Annotated in this window: 18 protein-coding genes; 11 read left to right on the top strand and 7 right to left on the bottom strand. The window is 64.6% G+C overall.

The window, feature by feature from the left end; genetic code table 11:
* Positions 1-73: 73 nt before the first annotated feature.
* Entirely contained in the window at positions 74-1450 is a 1377-nt protein-coding gene (locus tag AO716_RS13270; RefSeq protein ID WP_055241477.1) for an MFS transporter, read from the bottom strand.
* Between the two features lie 189 nt (positions 1451-1639).
* Here AO716_RS13270 and AO716_RS13265 point away from each other — a divergent pair, with 189 nt between their 5' ends.
* Positions 1640-1945 carry a hypothetical protein gene (locus AO716_RS13265; protein ID WP_055241475.1) on the top strand — a complete coding sequence of 102 codons (306 nt, stop codon included), beginning with the start codon at positions 1640-1642 and terminating at the stop codon, positions 1943-1945.
* A 55-nt stretch (positions 1946-2000) separates the two neighbouring features.
* On the opposite strand, the gene AO716_RS13260 is transcribed toward AO716_RS13265, so the two are convergent.
* The gene (locus AO716_RS13260; protein WP_055241472.1) at positions 2001-2825 is read right to left on the bottom strand and encodes an NAD(P)H-binding protein; all 825 of its coding nucleotides are present in this window, start codon (positions 2823-2825) and stop codon (positions 2001-2003) included.
* A 122-nt stretch (positions 2826-2947) separates the two neighbouring features.
* On the opposite strand from AO716_RS13260, the gene AO716_RS13255 reads away from it, so the two are divergent.
* The 5 genes from AO716_RS13255 (at position 2948) to AO716_RS13235 (ending at position 7098) form a co-directional block, all read left to right on the top strand.
* Complete coding sequence (locus AO716_RS13255) at positions 2948-3463, top strand: PH domain-containing protein (RefSeq protein WP_055241471.1); 516 nt, start codon at positions 2948-2950, stop codon at positions 3461-3463.
* On the top strand, positions 3460-5037 hold the full coding sequence (locus AO716_RS13250; protein ID WP_055241469.1) for a PH domain-containing protein: 1578 nt from the start codon (positions 3460-3462) through the stop codon (positions 5035-5037). The genes AO716_RS13255 and AO716_RS13250 overlap by 4 nt, the downstream gene beginning before the upstream one ends.
* Positions 5034-5669 carry a TetR/AcrR family transcriptional regulator gene (locus tag AO716_RS13245; protein ID WP_055241467.1) on the top strand — a complete coding sequence of 212 codons (636 nt, stop codon included), beginning with the start codon at positions 5034-5036 and terminating at the stop codon, positions 5667-5669. The genes AO716_RS13250 and AO716_RS13245 overlap by 4 nt, the downstream gene beginning before the upstream one ends.
* Positions 5670-5777: 108 nt before the next feature.
* Entirely contained in the window at positions 5778-6287 is a 510-nt protein-coding gene (locus tag AO716_RS17315) for a hypothetical protein (RefSeq protein WP_152969963.1), read from the top strand.
* The gene (locus AO716_RS13235) at positions 6274-7098 is read left to right on the top strand and encodes a GNAT family N-acetyltransferase (RefSeq protein ID WP_055241463.1); all 825 of its coding nucleotides are present in this window, start codon (positions 6274-6276) and stop codon (positions 7096-7098) included. The genes AO716_RS17315 and AO716_RS13235 overlap by 14 nt, the downstream gene beginning before the upstream one ends.
* Before the next feature lie 4 nt (positions 7099-7102).
* On the opposite strand, the gene AO716_RS13230 is transcribed toward AO716_RS13235, so the two are convergent.
* On the bottom strand, positions 7103-8017 hold the full coding sequence (locus AO716_RS13230; protein WP_200907623.1) for a CPBP family intramembrane glutamic endopeptidase: 915 nt from the start codon (positions 8015-8017) through the stop codon (positions 7103-7105).
* 281 nt (positions 8018-8298) lie between these two features.
* Here AO716_RS13230 and AO716_RS13225 point away from each other — a divergent pair, with 281 nt between their 5' ends.
* The 4 genes from AO716_RS13225 (at position 8299) to hisF (ending at position 11046) form a co-directional block, all read left to right on the top strand.
* Positions 8299-8877 (top strand): DUF3060 domain-containing protein, encoded by a 579-nt coding sequence (locus AO716_RS13225; RefSeq protein ID WP_055241460.1) that lies wholly within the window; start codon positions 8299-8301, stop codon positions 8875-8877.
* Between the two features lie 189 nt (positions 8878-9066).
* A complete protein-coding gene (locus AO716_RS13220) occupies positions 9067-9330 on the top strand; it encodes a phosphoribosyl-ATP diphosphatase (protein ID WP_055241458.1) in 264 nt (87 codons plus the stop codon).
* A 90-nt stretch (positions 9331-9420) separates the two neighbouring features.
* Positions 9421-10263 carry an ATP phosphoribosyltransferase gene (gene hisG / locus AO716_RS13215; RefSeq protein ID WP_055241455.1) on the top strand — a complete coding sequence of 281 codons (843 nt, stop codon included), beginning with the start codon at positions 9421-9423 and terminating at the stop codon, positions 10261-10263.
* A 12-nt stretch (positions 10264-10275) separates the two neighbouring features.
* Positions 10276-11046: an imidazole glycerol phosphate synthase subunit HisF gene (gene hisF, locus AO716_RS13210; RefSeq protein WP_055241453.1), complete on the top strand. Its 771-nt coding sequence runs from the start codon at positions 10276-10278 to the stop codon at positions 11044-11046.
* A gap of 77 nt (positions 11047-11123) precedes the next feature.
* Here the strand turns inward: hisF and AO716_RS13205 are convergent, their stop codons facing one another.
* From AO716_RS13205 to AO716_RS13190, 4 genes are all read right to left on the bottom strand, one after another.
* Positions 11124-12053 carry an endo alpha-1,4 polygalactosaminidase gene (locus AO716_RS13205; protein WP_200907622.1) on the bottom strand — a complete coding sequence of 310 codons (930 nt, stop codon included), beginning with the start codon at positions 12051-12053 and terminating at the stop codon, positions 11124-11126.
* Complete coding sequence (locus AO716_RS13200) at positions 12046-12540, bottom strand: hypothetical protein (RefSeq protein WP_055241449.1); 495 nt, start codon at positions 12538-12540, stop codon at positions 12046-12048. Before AO716_RS13200 ends, AO716_RS13205 begins: the two co-directional genes overlap by 8 nt.
* Before the next feature lie 79 nt (positions 12541-12619).
* Entirely contained in the window at positions 12620-13807 is a 1188-nt protein-coding gene (locus tag AO716_RS13195; protein ID WP_055241447.1) for a serine hydrolase domain-containing protein, read from the bottom strand.
* 115 nt (positions 13808-13922) lie between these two features.
* The gene (locus tag AO716_RS13190) at positions 13923-14567 is read right to left on the bottom strand and encodes a TIGR03085 family metal-binding protein (protein WP_055241445.1); all 645 of its coding nucleotides are present in this window, start codon (positions 14565-14567) and stop codon (positions 13923-13925) included.
* 90 nt (positions 14568-14657) lie between these two features.
* Between AO716_RS13190 and hisI the strand changes: the two genes are divergently transcribed.
* Positions 14658-15041 carry a phosphoribosyl-AMP cyclohydrolase gene (hisI, locus tag AO716_RS13185; RefSeq protein ID WP_055241443.1) on the top strand — a complete coding sequence of 128 codons (384 nt, stop codon included), beginning with the start codon at positions 14658-14660 and terminating at the stop codon, positions 15039-15041.
* The last annotated feature ends 10 nt before the right edge of the window (positions 15042-15051 follow it).

The raw sequence follows: 15051 nt of genomic DNA, 5'->3' as shown, positions 1-15051 counted from the left end.
GACGGGAGCCTAGCGGAGGGGCGTTCCTGATGCAGGAACTGCCCCTGAAACGCTTATATCAACCGGGCTCCGGCTAAGCCGGACTGCCGTCCCGCTCCGGCGTTCGGATTCCCAGGAACGCGATCAGTGCGGCGGCGAACATCAGCAGCGCCGTCGCCAGTACCGTCCGCTGGAAACCTGCGTAGTCCAGGGACCCGGCGGAAATGGTGCCGATAAGGGCAACCGTGATGAGGCCGGCCACCCGGCTGACCGCGTTGTTCACGGCGGATCCGATTCCAGCGTCGGTCTCGTTCAGCGCACCAAGCACGGCGGCGGTCAGCGGAGCCACCATGACCGCGAGCCCCAGGCTGAAGAGCAGCAGGCCCGGGAGCAGTTGGGTCAGCAGGTTCAGCGGTGGGCTGACCGAGAGCATCAGCAGGAAACCAATACCCATGATTGCCGGACCGCAGGTCATGAAGATCCGTGGGCCGTACTTCCCGGCCAGGTTTCCGAAGTAAGTGGAGAGCAGGAGCATGGCCACCGGAAGCGGCAGGGAAATGAGACCTGCTTGGATGGCAGTGAAGCCTGCCGCTTCCTGGACGAAAACGGTCAGCGCAAACGTGCCGAGGGAGAGCGCACCGTAAGCGGCTGCGGTCACCAGGTTTCCGTAGCGGAAGTTGCGGACACGGAAGAGGTATAGAGGCATCATCGGCGCTCTGGCGCGTGCTTCCCGAACCACGAACAGCACCAGGGCAGCCAGGCCTCCGGCGAGGGAGAGATACACTGCCGGGTCCGACCAACCCAGCCGCTCCTGTTCAATCAGTGCATAGACGGGGCCGCCCAGTCCGGCAACTGCGAGCAGCGCTCCGGGAATGTCCAGTGCGGTCCGGCGGCGCGGGCTGTCCTGCAGGCCCAGCATCAGCAGCAGGGTCAGCGCCACCGGCAGCACATTGACGGCGAAGATCAGGCGCCAGCTGAACCAGTCAACCAGCACGCCGCCCAGCAGCGGCCCGATGATCGCCGCGGTGCCGGTCCAGGCTGTCCACGTTCCGATGGCGCGGGCGCGCGCCGGCCCGGCATACGCCGTCGTAATTAAGGCCAGACTGCTGGGGACCAGCAATGCGGCCGCCATGCCCTGGATCGCCCGTGCGATGACGAGGACTTCCGGATCCCAGGCCAGGGCACAGCCGATTGATGCGGCGCCGAACCCAATCAGCCCCAAGGTGAGCACCCGGAGCCGGCCGAAGGAGTCGGAGAGCGAACCGGCAAGCAGGATCAGCGCGCCGAGGGTGAGCAGATAGGCGTTGACCGTCCACTGCTGGGTGGCGAGCCCGCCGCCGAGTTCCTCGCCGATGGCCGGCAGGGCGACGGTGACGATGCTGCCGTCAAGGAACGCCACGAATGAGGCGAGGATTGCGACGACGAGCAGGCGGCTGCGCTTGTCGGCAGGGGCCGGTGCGGTTTCCGCCATGTGGTGCGCCCTCTCCGGACAGGATGGCATCTGCTCCCATCATCACACCGGACTGCGTCTTACAGCACTGCCTCGGGGACGGCCTTTCCAGGAAGTTCTGCCGGAAAGCGGTGGCGCACTCCCCGTTCATGCCACAGAATGGCTCCTCATCCGCGCAGTTACCGCAGACCTACCAATGGGGAGAACACCGTGTCCACCAAGATCACCTTCATCATCGACAACCCGGCAGACCCAGAGGCATTTGAAACGGCCTACAAGGGTTTCGAAGGCAGCGCGCGAGAGCTTCCGCGCCTGCAGCGGTTCGAAGCGGGAAAGGTCTGGCCCAAGGAGAACGGCTCACCCACCCCGGCATACCGGACCGTGGACTTGTACTTCGACAGCTATGACGACGCTTCCGCGGCGGTGGCGACGGCCGAAGCCGCGGACTTCATGGGTCAGTTGAAGGCTACCGGGACAACGTTCATGGCCCTGTTTACGGACATCGGCGACGACTGACGCAGGCTGGCCGCCGGCGTATATGCCGCCTGTGCATATAAGGGCGGCTGGCTGATCAGTGCATGGCGCGGAACTGATCGAGGTGCTCGTGTGCCCACTGCCTAAAGGTCCGCGCTGGGCGTCCGGTGACTTCCTTGACGGTGTGCAGGACGGTGCCGGCGTTCCTGGGGGCGTGGGTGGCCAGCTGGATGCCGAATTCGATGTAGTCCGCGTCGTAGCCGTAGTTGCGAAGCCGTTCGCGCTCTTCGTCCTCGCTTAGCTGCACGAATTGGATCGGCTCTCCGATTGCACCGGCGAGCAGGCTGGTTCGCTCGGCCGGTGTGAGCGCCTCGGGTCCGGTCAGCCCGTAGGTCTTTTGTGCGTGCCGGTCCGTAGCGAGCGCTGCGGCAGCGACACCGGCGATGTCAGCTTCATGCACGACGGCGCTGGGATAGTCGGCGAGCATGGAGACTGTGCGTGAGGCTCGTATTTCGGGAGCGAGCTCCAGCGCGTTACCCATGAACTCGGCAGGCTGAATGATGGTCCAGCTGATGGAACTGGCTTTCAGTGCGTTGTCGACAGAGGTGGAGGACCAGCCGCCAAGGACAGTTGCCCGGCTGATGCCGGCGCGCTCTGCGAGATTAACGATCTCCGCCCCGTTGGTCAGATCTTCGCCGTCGTCCCCGCCAAAAGTGATTAGGTGTACGGCGTCCACGCCCTCAAATGCTGTTAGGAGACTGGCAGTGTTGGTGAGGTCGCCTGCGGCCACCTCGATCCCTTTCGGCAGGTCAGCTTTGGAGGGGCTCCGTGTGAGGGCGCGGACAGTGTGGCCGGCTCCGAGCAGCTCAGTGGCCAGGTGACGCCCGACCTGTCCAGTGGCTCCCGTGATGAGAATGCGCATGGCCCTCATCGTGGTACCCATTAAGGACAGTCCGCGTCCGCAATGTTCGTGGGACTGAAAAACGTTCGAATGAGTTTCGACCGAGCGGTTGATTATTCGACCGATCGGTCTAGACTCTGGGCATGACAGCTATTCCGGAGGTCGAGAAGCCCAATATAAAGGTCCGTCCGCCCGCCCATCAGGTGGACCCCCGCGCAACGGCGTGGTGGCTGGTACGAAACCTGTTGCTGTGCGGGATCCCGCTTGTGGTGTTGATAGCGGCCGCTGTTCTCTGGGATCAGGCCAGAATCTGGCTGGCAGCACCGATCGCCGCCGCAGCGCTGGTCCTGGCGGCGCGCGTGGTTATAGAACCGTGGTGGCGCCGGCGCGTGCACCGATGGGAGGTTACTGACCGGGCCACCTACGCATCGAGCGGCTGGCTGGTCACGGAATGGCGGGTGGCCCCGACGTCACGGATTCAAACGGTCGACGCTTTGCGCGGACCCCTTGAGCAGGTCTTCGGTCTCGCCACACTCCGGGTGACAACGGCGTCCTCGTCCGGCGCCGTCAACATACGCGGTCTCGACCGCCGCGTTGCCGAAGATGCCGCCGCACGCCTGGCAGTAATAGCCGAACTCTCCGAAGGGGATGCTACATGAGCGAGCCGGCGGCAGAGCAGTGGCAGCGCCTGAGCAGCCGCGTGGTGTGGGTTGACGTCCTGGTAAGTGTGCTCTCGCTGCTTCCCGGGGTCGCAGCGATCTGGGTTTTCGGCGCTGATCCATCGCTCACCGCGCTCTGGCCACTGGCCTTCGTGGCTGTTGCGGGCCTCAGCGGCGCCGCCGCCGACATCCTGAGGTGGGCCTTCACTACCTACCGCCTTACTGCCATGGACATCGAGCAGCGCAGCGGGGTATTCGTCCGGCGGCACCGCACCCTCCACCGTGACCGGGTGCGCAGCGTAGACATTGCCACCAAGCTCCGCCACCGGATTGCCGGTCTCCGCATCGTCACGGTGGGCGCAGGACAGCAGGCCGGAGCGGGTGAAGCGGCACTTGTCCTGGACGCGCTGTCAGCCGCAGACGCCGCTGCCCTGCGGGAAGACCTTTTCAACACCACCGTGGCCTCACCTTCGCCGACCGCCACCACCGCCGACGTTCTGGACACCACGGACAAGCGTGGGGAGAGGGAAGGCGGAGACAGAGCCGCAGAGGTCCTTGCCGTTTTCAAGCCCTGGTGGGCCGTCTACAACATGTTCAGCATCTGGGCCTACGCCATGGCCGCGGGGCTGCTGTGGGGCGGCTTCTGGTTGCTTTCAAGCTTTGGAATAGATGTTGTTGGCGTCGTTGCCAACATGGCGGACTGGGATTCGCTCGGCTGGGTCGTCATCACCATCCTGGTGCTCGCGGTTACCGGTCTTCTTGGAGCACTAGGACTCGGAGTGAACTTCCTCCTCGGCTACTGGAAATTCGAGCTCGCGCGTATCAGGACGGGGGACCACAGCCATCTGCGGACCCGGCGGGGCCTGCTGAGTACGCGTGAGGTTCTCCGCGACGAGCTCCGGATGCGCGGCCTGTCCATCAGTGAACCCCTCCTATGGAGGTGGATGCGCATGGCCGATACCAATGTCATCACCACGGGCCTCAACGCATGGGACCCGCAGGAGCCGACTGCAATCCTTCCCCGGGGGCCCGTAACCGAGTCACACCGTGTGGCAGGGAAGATCTTCGGACCCGAGAACCCTTTTGAGGCAACGCTGACGAAACACCCGCGAACCGCACTACGGCGTCGTCTCTGGTGGGGGACCGCGGGCTCTGCTGCAGCCCCCGCAGCCCTGCTCCTTCCCGCCCTCACGGGAGTGATACCGGGGTGGATGCCCTGGGCCGCCGCGGCGGCATGGCCACCCGCGCTGCTCGCCGCCGTCGTCGCCTACCGTGCGCTCGGCCACGCCATCGCGGACGAGTACGTGGTAGTGCGCTCCGGGCTCTTAAGCCGCACTACCTCAGCGCTGCGGCGCGACGCGGTGAGCACAGTAGCTGTGCGGCAGTCATTGCTGCAGCGCAGGCTGGGACTGGCTACCGTGTCGGCGATGACCGCCGCCGGCTGGTCCACGTATGAGATCCCCGATGTGCCGACAGACCAGGCTGCAGGGCTTGCCTCAGATGCGGCACCGGGTGTGCTCTGCGACTTCATCGAGCAGGGGCGCCCGCTGGCATCGACGATAATGGCCAAGTGACACCCCCCGAATATCCTTCGCGTACCTTTACCGGAACGGCGCGCCGCGCACAGATCATTCGTGCCGCCATCACGACCGTCAACGAGATTGGCTATCACCGGGCGTCACTGTCCGAGATCGCGGTGCGTGCCGGTGTCGGGAAAAGCGCGATCGTCTACTACTTCGCCTCGAAGGAAGCGCTGCTGCTCGGCGTTGTCGACGAGGTGTTTGGCAACCAGTACGAAGAGATCGTGCCGGCGGTGCAGGCTGAAAAGGATCCTGCCGGGCAGCTCCGCGCCTACGCACGTGCCTACCTGGCCTACGTCGATTCACACCGTGCCGAGATCACGGCGGGATTCGAGATCGTTGTGTCGCACCGAACCGAGGACGGAACGCCGCTCTATCTGGCGGGAACCGAGGAGGACTCGGCATTGCTGCGTGGCATCCTGTCCGCCGGAATGGATGCCGGAGTCTTCCGCCTGATGCCGCTGCACATTGCTGTATCACTCGTTGAATCGCTCCTGGACGTATGGGCCACTGAACTGCAGCGCGATCTGCAGGCCGAGCTCGGCAACTTCGGCGAGGAGACGGTCAATTTCCTGCTTCAGGGGCTCGCTGTTTCCCCGCCGGGCCTGTGCGGCGCGGAGCGCTGACACTCAGGCAAGGTGCGGCCGCGGAACAGTTGCTGATCAGGCACCCCGTGGCTGGAGCTGGCCTCTGGCCGCAAACCTGGCTCAAAAGGCGCATGTAGCGTGTTGACCATGAAGAATCTTCCGCTGTCGCTCGCGCTGGCCGCTATATCTGGTGCGCTCACCCTAAAAAGCCCGGCCGAATGGTCCCCGCGAGTGCGCCGTGCCTACGTTCTTGCCCCCGGCGCCGCAATTGGCGTCATAGTTGCCGCGGCCCTGCGAAGAGGCGCTCAGCAGGGACGGGAGCTGGCTGCCGCCGGGAGAGTGGATCTTGTCACGCCTGCAACTGCCAAGTCCGACGGCGGAGCAGACTGCCCCGCACCTCTTCCTTCCTATGTGCGTACTAATGCGGGTTCACAACGGACAACAACGATCGCATTGACGGCACTGGCTGGCGCGGTGGGCGTTGCCTCGAGCGGGATTCTGGCGCTGACCCTTGTGGTGGATGAGCGGATGGAAACGTGGTTGCTGCGTCGCGGAGCGGCCCGGCCGCGGCTCGTGATGGCGGTCATCACCGCCGTAACTTCCCTCGTCCTGGACCTGATCATGGACTCTAAGGACGCAGAGCATGCCTCTCCGTAGGCCCACCACGTCTTTGCAGCCCTTGCCTCTGTCGCTGGAGTCCGCCATGGACGCCGCGTGGCCGGCACTGGACCGGCACAAGTCCGGCGGCTGGATTCTCCGCGCCGCGGGAGGAGTAACCCAGCGGGCCAACTCTGTCTGGCCGAGGGGAATCAACGGACACTCCGGTGAAGAACTTTCCGGTCTGCTTCGCGAGGCACGGTCCTGGTACGGCCGCCGCCGGCTGCCGGTGATCTTCCAAATCTCCGAGGACGCCGACGACGCGGCGGCCCTGCACAACCTTCTGGACGTGGAGGGGTTCACACGACAGTCCTCAACCCGTGTCCTGACCCGGAGTGCCAAGGATCTCCCTGATCCTGCATTGTTCCCTGGGGCGCCGGCGGTGGAACTGTCGTCGGTGCCCTCGGATGACTGGATGCACGTCTGGTGGCTGGTGGACGGCCGCGGAGGCAACGAGGAACAGGCCATAGCCCTGCGAATCCTCTCAGGCTGTCCCTCCGTGTACGCCCTGGTGCGAAATAATGACGGCCGCCCCGCCGCCGTCGGACGCCTCGCGTTGCCGGAAGGCAGCAGCATGGGCGGCATCTACTGCATGTCTACACTCCCGGAAGCGCGTCGCCAGGGCTTCGCGGCAGCGGTCCTGGAGGAATTGCTGCGGGCAGGTAATGATTCGGACGTAACAGACTTTTGGCTGCAGGTGACTGCGGCGAATCTCGACGCGCAGGGGCTGTACGCCAGAGCCGGCTTTCGGCTCTCCGGCAGCTACGTGTACCGCCAAGACAGCCGGCATAGCGCGCCGAGCGGGCGCTGAACCGTCAGGATCCCGTTCGCCTGCCTGGCGCCCTCTTCCCATTCCTGCGGGAGAACACCACCGCGACGGCGAGAGCCACCACTGCCGCGTTCGCCGTGACGGTGCCCGCCCACGTTGTCGGCGGGACACCCAGAGTGAAGCTGGCAGCGTTGAACATGGTGTGGAAGAGGATGCACAGGAACACCGCGTTCCGGGGCGACAGAGCGAGAATCGCGCCGTAGAGGAAGCGGAACGCCATGATCTGAACAGCGAACATCCAGTAGTCGATGACGCCGGACTCATGGTTCGTGCCCGGGATGAAGAACAGCGGGACGTGCCACAGCAGCCAGATAATTCCGACCACCAGGGAGGAAACAAAATAGCCCCACCGGCGGTAGAGCTGCGGCTGCAGCGCCGTCATCCACCCGGCCTCTTCCATGCCGCCAATGATGAGGTTGCCCGGCAGCGAGAGAAAAAACATGAACCAGGGGAGTGCATATGCGGAGGGCCCCGAGATAAGCAGGTGGAGCGAAAAGTACACGCCGAGTGCCGAGAAGACCAAGAGATAGGCCGCCGGACGGCCCTTGGCAAAGAACACCATCCTCAGCCACGCGCCGGGACCTGAAACCTTCCCGGCCCTCCTCAGGACGAGATAGGAAGCAATGGCCGGCGAGAGGATATAAATCGAGAAGGGCACGTTCGCGAGAAATTCGGGCAACGTTGTGACGACATTGTTCACTTCATACCCGAACCGGGCAGCGATGATCAGTGCGCCCGCGAAGCCATAGGCGATCACGAACGTCAGCGCAGTGAACTGCCAGGCGATGCGTTTGTCCGTCACGCTGCAACGATAACGCTCGCTCACGGAACGGTTTTCCGATTCCCCGCGGCGGCCTGCGAGGGCGGCCATCGCCGCGGGTAAACAGGCCAAGGTTCCCACTCCCTGGTGTTCCTGTGGTCTACGTGGTCACTTCCGTAACACCGGCACCTGGGGATGGGAACCTCGGTGCCCAAACACCCGCGCCGCGCCATTCCGTCCAAGCCAGTCCGATTCAGCCAAGTCTGTGGACAATGGCGAGCCTCAACATGGCCGTCCCGGCCAACGTGTTGGAGACTGGACAGGCAAGCGGAAAAGCCCCGGAAGCGGAACCGCCAAAGAGCGCAGCTTCCCTTGGGGCAGGCCGCACAACACCCAGCCCCGTCTAGCTGAGGAGAACCCGCATGTACCGCAGTTTCCGTGTCACCGCGCCCGTGCTCACCGCAGTCGCGGGCCTGGCACTCGTCACCGGATGCACCAACCCGGCGCCGGAACCCCTGGAAACCGGTATCCCATCAACCAGTGCCGGAACACCGGAGAGCGTGAGCGCGTCTCCAACAGACTCAGGCACATCAGCGGCATCCGGGAACTCCGACGAGACGATTACCCTCAGCCGCGATGAAGAGCACCGAATTACTGAACCGAACACCAGCATTACCGTTACGTGCAACGGCGGGGGAGATATCGACGTCCAGACCAACGGCACCAGCGTGAAGACGACCGGTCAGTGTGAAGACATTGATATCCGCGGCAATGACAACTCAGTTACCGGCGAGAACGCTGAAAGCCTCGATATCGACGGCAACAACAATGAGGCCAACCTTAGGAATGTGCCCGAAATTGATGTCGGCGGGACCGGGAATACTGTCGGCGTCGAGGAGACCCGTGACATCGACGTCGAAGGGGAGAACAACAGCGTCACTTATGCCTCGGGGGATCCCACAGTCGAAACCACGGGCACGAATTCAATCTCGGCCCGATGAACCGTGGTAAACCCGGCGGGGGCGGTGCCGCAGCCAGGGAATGATTCCGATGATCTGAGCAGGCCTTCACCCGGATCAGTGGTTTGAAGATGCGTGGTAGCGCCGGGCGAGGACGCCGCCGGAAGCGTCCTTCGTCACACAGCCGAGCCGGAATGGGGCAGATTGTGACGCAGCGCGTACCCTTGATCTGTGAAAACCTTCGAAGAGCTATTTGCCGAACTCAGTGAGAAGGCGGCGACCCGGCCAGCCGGGTCACGCACCGTCGCCGAACTCGAGTCCGGCGTCCACGGCATCGGCAAGAAGGTAGTCGAAGAGGCCGCAGAAGTCTGGATGGCTGCCGAGTACGAGTCTGACGAAGCCGCAGCAGAGGAGATCTCCCAGCTGCTCTATCACCTGCAGGTCCTTATGCTTGCCAAAGGCATGACCCTGCAGGACGTTTACAAGCATCTCTAGCCACGCGCTGCCTTTGAGTACCCCTCAAACAGTGTGTGGCCCGCCGGCAGGCCCAGTTCCCATCTGACTTCCAGCGAAAGAAATACTCCAATGCTCCGTGTAGCAGTGCCCAACAAGGGCGCCCTTTCCGAATCCGCCTCCGCCATGCTCTCCGAGGCCGGTTACCGCCAGCGCCGCGACAGCCGCGAACTGGTGATGGTCGATCCCGACAACGACATCGAATTCTTCTTCCTCCGCCCGCGCGACATTGCCGTCTACGTCGGCTCCGGAACGCTCGACGTCGGACTCACCGGCCGCGACCTCTTCCTGGACGCGCAGGTGGATGCTGAAGAACTGATGAGCCTCGGCTTTGGTGCATCGACCTTCCGCTTCGCCGGACCGGTGGGGGAGTTCGCCTCCCTTGAAGAACTCAACGGCAAGCGCATCGCCACCAGCTACGACGGACTGCTGCGCGACTACCTGGCCGAACACGGCGTCGATGCGTCTGTGGTTCGCCTGGACGGCGCCGTTGAATCCTCTGTGCGCCTTGGCGTCGCTGACGCGATTGCCGACGTCGTTGAAACCGGTACCACGCTCCGCGCCGCCGGGATGGAGATCTTCGGTGAACCCATCCTGAAGTCCGAAGCCGTGCTGATCGGCCGCAAGGGTGCCAACCCCGCCGGGCTGGAGGTGCTCAAGCGCCGCCTCAAGGGTGTCCTGGTGGCCCGGCAGTACGTGATGATGGACTACGACGTCCGCAAGGAACTGGTCGAAGCGGCCGCTGCCCTCACCCCGGGACTTGAATCCCCGACCGTCTCCCCGCTGCGGGACTCGGACTGGGTAGCCGTGCGCTCCATGATCAAGAAGTCGGACACCAACCGCATCATGGACGAGCTGTACGACCTTGGCGCCCGCGCCATCCTGGTCAGCACCATCCACGCCTGCCGGATCTAGGGGAGCGCAGTCATGAGCGTTGCCATCCGCGTCATTCCCTGCCTGGACGTTGATGCCGGCCGCGTGGTCAAGGGCATCAACTTCGAAGGCCTGCGCGACGCCGGTGACCCGGTTGAGCTGGCCCACCGCTACGACCGCGCCGGTGCAGACGAGCTGACGTTCCTGGACGTCACCGCGTCCTCCGGGGCACGGGAAACCGTGTTCGACGTCGTCTCCCGCACGGCCGAGGAAGTCTTCATTCCGCTGACCGTAGGCGGCGGCGTCCGCACTGTTGAGGATGTTGACCGGCTGCTGCGCTACGGTGCGGACAAGGCGTCCATCAACTCTGCAGCCGTTGCGCGTCCGGACGTGATTGATGAGATCACCCGGCACTTCGGCTCCCAGGTGCTGGTGCTCTCCGTGGACGCGAGGCGAACGCACGACGGTTCAACGCCGTCGGGCTTTGAAATCACCACCCACGGAGGCCGCAAGGGCACGGGGATCGACGCCGTTGCCTGGGCCAGGGAAGCCGCTGACCGGGGCGTGGGGGAGATCCTGCTGAACTCCATCGACGCTGACGGTACCCGGGATGGATTCGACCTGGAAATGATCCGGGCCGTGCGGGCAGCCGTGCAGGTCCCGCTGATCGCTTCCGGCGGCGCCGGCGTGCCTGAGCATTTTCCGCCGGCCATCGCTGCCGGTGCGGATGCCGTGCTGGCGGCGTCAATCTTCCACTTCGGTCCGGACAACGCGATTGCCGACGTCAAGAAGGCCATCGCGGACGCGGGTTATCCCGTCCGGTAGCCATACCGCCGGGCTGTGCCCGGCGGTATGACCGGCTACTGCCGGCATCCTGCTGAGCGTCGCCCTGGAGCCGAAGGTCAGCAGGGCTGCCGGTCCGCCCCGAGATCCAGCGGCTTCAGCATTGAGGACAGGCCGAGGCGCGTGGACTCCGCGCAGAAGTCCAGGGAGCCTTCGTATTCCACGTGCAGCACCGCCTTGCCAGCCTCGGTGAAAGGCAGGTAGTCCCCGCATTCCCCGTACAGTGCGCATTGCTCATTTATGGCGAAGTCGAAGTCGCCCACAAGGTCGGGGATCTGATCCAGGTCGTTCTTCAGCGCCACGGACAGTCCGCGTTCGTGTGCCAGGCGGGCGACGGCGCGGTTGAAGGACAGCTGGTCCGCTGAGCTGAGCTCGAAGCCTGTCTCGTTGCGGTAGCCGTCCACGTTGTCCGGCTCCACGGCATCAAATCCCTTGTGTGCGCAGATGTCCATCCTGGCTGCCAGCAAGGGCAGCAGGATGTCCTGGCGGCGAATATCCAGCCACCGTTCATCCGGCCAGCCGTCCATCACCTTGCCCAGCACCTCGTCCGGAAACCCACCCGAATCCGGGCGGAAATCCTCCCAGGAGCCCACCGACAGGTAGCAGATAACCCGGCGGCCGTCCCGGTGCAGGCGGGCGACCTCGACACGGCTGGTCCGTTCGTAGTCAACGTCGTAGATCCGCGCGTCCACACGGGAATCCAGGGCGCCGGTGAGCTGCCACTGCCAGGTGTCTCCGGGGACGGGGACCCACCGCTTTGCCGCTGATTCCTCAGCATTTGCTGCTTCCCCTGAAACTTCGACCGTTGCCGGAGCCGTGTCCGCGGGGGAGGAGGCACCGTCGTCGCCCGTCACACAGCCTGCCAGGAACACAGCTGCCAGTGCGATGACCGGGATGCGGACCCAACGGGCGTCCTCCAACGGCCCCAGCAGGGGGTTGCGCCGGGACCGGTTCGAGACGAATCTCCGGTCCTGTGCCTGCCTAGGCACGGGCCTGGACCAGGTTGGCGTAGGGCAGGCGGCCGTAGCACCCGCGGAACCGGGCGTGGTAGTCAGCGTGCGCCCGGTTGAGTTCTTCCACCGGCAGTTCCTTCCACGCAACCAGCAGTGCACCGGCGCCGGCCAGCTGCCAGATGAGGCGGCCGTCCCAGTGCCCGGGCGGTCTACCCTTGCCGAAGTCCACAAACTCCTGGATTTGGCGCCTCAGACCGCGGTTGCCGTTGCTGCCGGGGCCGGCCTTGCCGATGAACAGGATGTCCGCCTCCGCGACCCATTCGCCGGCAAGCTCAGCCTCGGCCAGGGACGGGTTCTTCTTCTTGAATACACCGGCGGTGCTCTTTGGAAGGTACCGGGGTTCAAAACCCTCGGGGCGCAGTATGGCGAAGAGCCCCTGGCGCTGCGGGATCCGGTTGACCTCGAGGTGCTCGATCTGCCGGAATCCGGCAAAGCCATCGTCCTTGAGTGTTTTCCTGTTCACCGGAGTCCTTGCACAGAAGTGACCGGTTGCACCGGGCAGCCGGGGGCGAGGGCAACTCGCCCTCCAAGGATATCCGGGCTCATCGGCCCGGATTCGCCGCAAGGACCTCCGCGAAGGACCGGAAAGCCTCGTCCGCCGGGTGCACGCCCGGCACGTTCGATTCGTTCATGAACACCACTATGGTTGCCCCGGTGTCCGGGTCATGGAATGCGGCGGACGTGAACCCGATTCCTTCGCCGTTGTGGCCCCACCAACCGCCGGTCTCACCGATGCCCAGTGCGTACTGGTCATAGGGCGGACCGGTTTCGAGCGGGGCACCTGCCTGGCGCTCGTCCTGTGTATCCGCCTCCAGCAGCGATCCCGTAGCCAGAGCCTCTGCCCATACCCGCGCATCATCCACGGTCGAGAACAAGGATCCGGCTGCCGCGAAAATGGATGGGTTCTCCTGCTGGGGCTCCAGCACGCCGTCCTGCTCGACGTACCCGGTTGGATGCGGCTGGGCCCAATCCGACGGATCCGTGACGTAGCTGGTGGAGGTGAGTGCCAGAGGCTGCAGGATGCGTTCGCCCAGGACCTGGCTAAACGGCTGGCCGGTGACGTTCTCAATAACGGCACCGAGCAGGTTGGTGTTGGCGTTGGTATACACGCGCTGCGCACCGGGCTCGAACTCCGCCGGCTCACCGAGCACAAAGCTGTTGAGCTCTGCCAAGGTGAATATCCGTGCCGGATCCTGCTCATATTCTGAAGCGAAAGCATCGCCGGTGTAGTCGGCATTGCCGCTGGACATCTCCGCGAGCTGCCGCAGAGTAATCCGGTCGCCGTTGGTCACTCCGTCCACATACTCGCCAATGGTGTCATCGAGGTTCAGCAGGCCCTCGTCGGCGAGCTGGAGCAGCAGGGTAACGGTGTAGGACTTCGTGATGCTGCGCAGCGGCCACTCCATGCCGGGGGAGACCGCCGCGCCGCCGGCGGCGTCGGCCGTCCCGGACACGGCCTGCCAGGATCCCGCACCGGCTACCCAGACCCCGGCTGCGGCGCCCGGCACTTCGTAGCGTTCCATGACCTGCTCCAGCTGCGCCTGCAACTCAGCCTGCAGGGCATCGGGCAGCTCGTCCTCGGCCGATACCCCCGGAGACGGCGAGGAAAAGGGTGTTGTCTCGGAGTCCCGGGCGGTGTCAGGGGAGGAGCAGGCGACAAGCAGAAGCGCGGCGGCTGTACCCGCAGCCGCGAGCCGGGTGACAGACGCAAAGACGCAGTTCCTGCCCATGGGGATCTCTCCGAAGCCGGCGGTCAGTGCATTCGGCTTAACACTGGCAGTCCCCGCGTTCCCGGGCAACGAAAAAGGGTCCGGCGAATACGCCGGACCCGTAATCGAAAAAGGGCTAGAGGCCTATGTCGGCGCTTTCAAGCAACGCGACGGCGTCTGCCTGGCCTTCGAACATGACCAGGGCCTGCTGGGTGCGGCCGTGGGCATGCAGCAGGAGCTCGCACGGCTCTCCGACGATCGCCACGGACACAGCGGCACGCTTGGCAACATGGCGGGGACCGTCAGGCCGAACCAGGATGATTCCGACGTCGACACCGCGGTAGAGCAGTGCGGCACGCTTGAGGAGCTCAGACCAGAGGGCTTCCGAGTATTCGGAATCCAGTGCGCGCGGCGCCCAGCGGTCGCCGGCCCGGCGGATGTCTTCGGTGTGCACAAAGTACTCCACCAGGTTGGCGCTGTTGTCCACCGATTTAATCTGCATGGGAGACAGGAGCGGAGGACCTGACCGGAAAGACTTGACCAGCTTGGCGTAGCCCTCGGAAGTGGAGGCTCTGGCGGCCAGGGTGTCCATGGCTTTGGCGGTCTTGGCGGCGAACGGCTTTACGAAAAAGCCGAGCGCTGAGGCGGGCCGGTGTTCGCGCAGGTAAAGGTGCGCAGCAAGATGCCGGGTCTCCCACCCCTCGCAGAGCGTGGGCGCGTGGGGACCGGCCGCGAGCAGTGTTTCGGCCAGGACTTCACGAGAGGGTTCTACGAATTGCATCACTGCTGAAACTAGCATGGAACCCCCCGCATTGCCCGCTGAACGCGGCCATTCGGCCCCGGTGCGGCTAAACACACTAGAATCGTAGGGATGGCAACAGACACCACCCCCCAGACCCCCCATACGGACTCCGAACTGGACCCCGCAGTAGCAGCGACCCTGAAGCGCGATGACGCGGGACTGGTGGCGGCGGTCATCCAGCAGCATGACACCGGTGAGGTGCTGATGCTCGGCTGGATGGACGACGAAGCGCTTCACCGTACCCTCACCACGGGCCGGGTGACCTTCTGGTCCCGTTCCCGTCAGGAGTACTGGCGCAAGGGCGATACTTCCGGGCACGTCCAGCTCGTGAAATCCGTGGCGCTGGACTGCGACGGCGATGCACTCCTGGTTCGCGTGGACCAGGTTGGTGCGGCGTGCCACACGGGCACTCGAACCTGCTTTGAGGGCCGTGGCCTTCCGGTCTCTTCCTAAACACTCCCTT

It is taken from the genome of Arthrobacter sp. Edens01 (assembly GCF_001307035.1).
GTDB lineage: Bacteria > Actinomycetota > Actinomycetes > Actinomycetales > Micrococcaceae > Arthrobacter_B.
The sequence above is the reverse complement of the archived record's forward strand: the minus strand, read 5'-3'. Positions and strand labels throughout refer to the sequence as shown.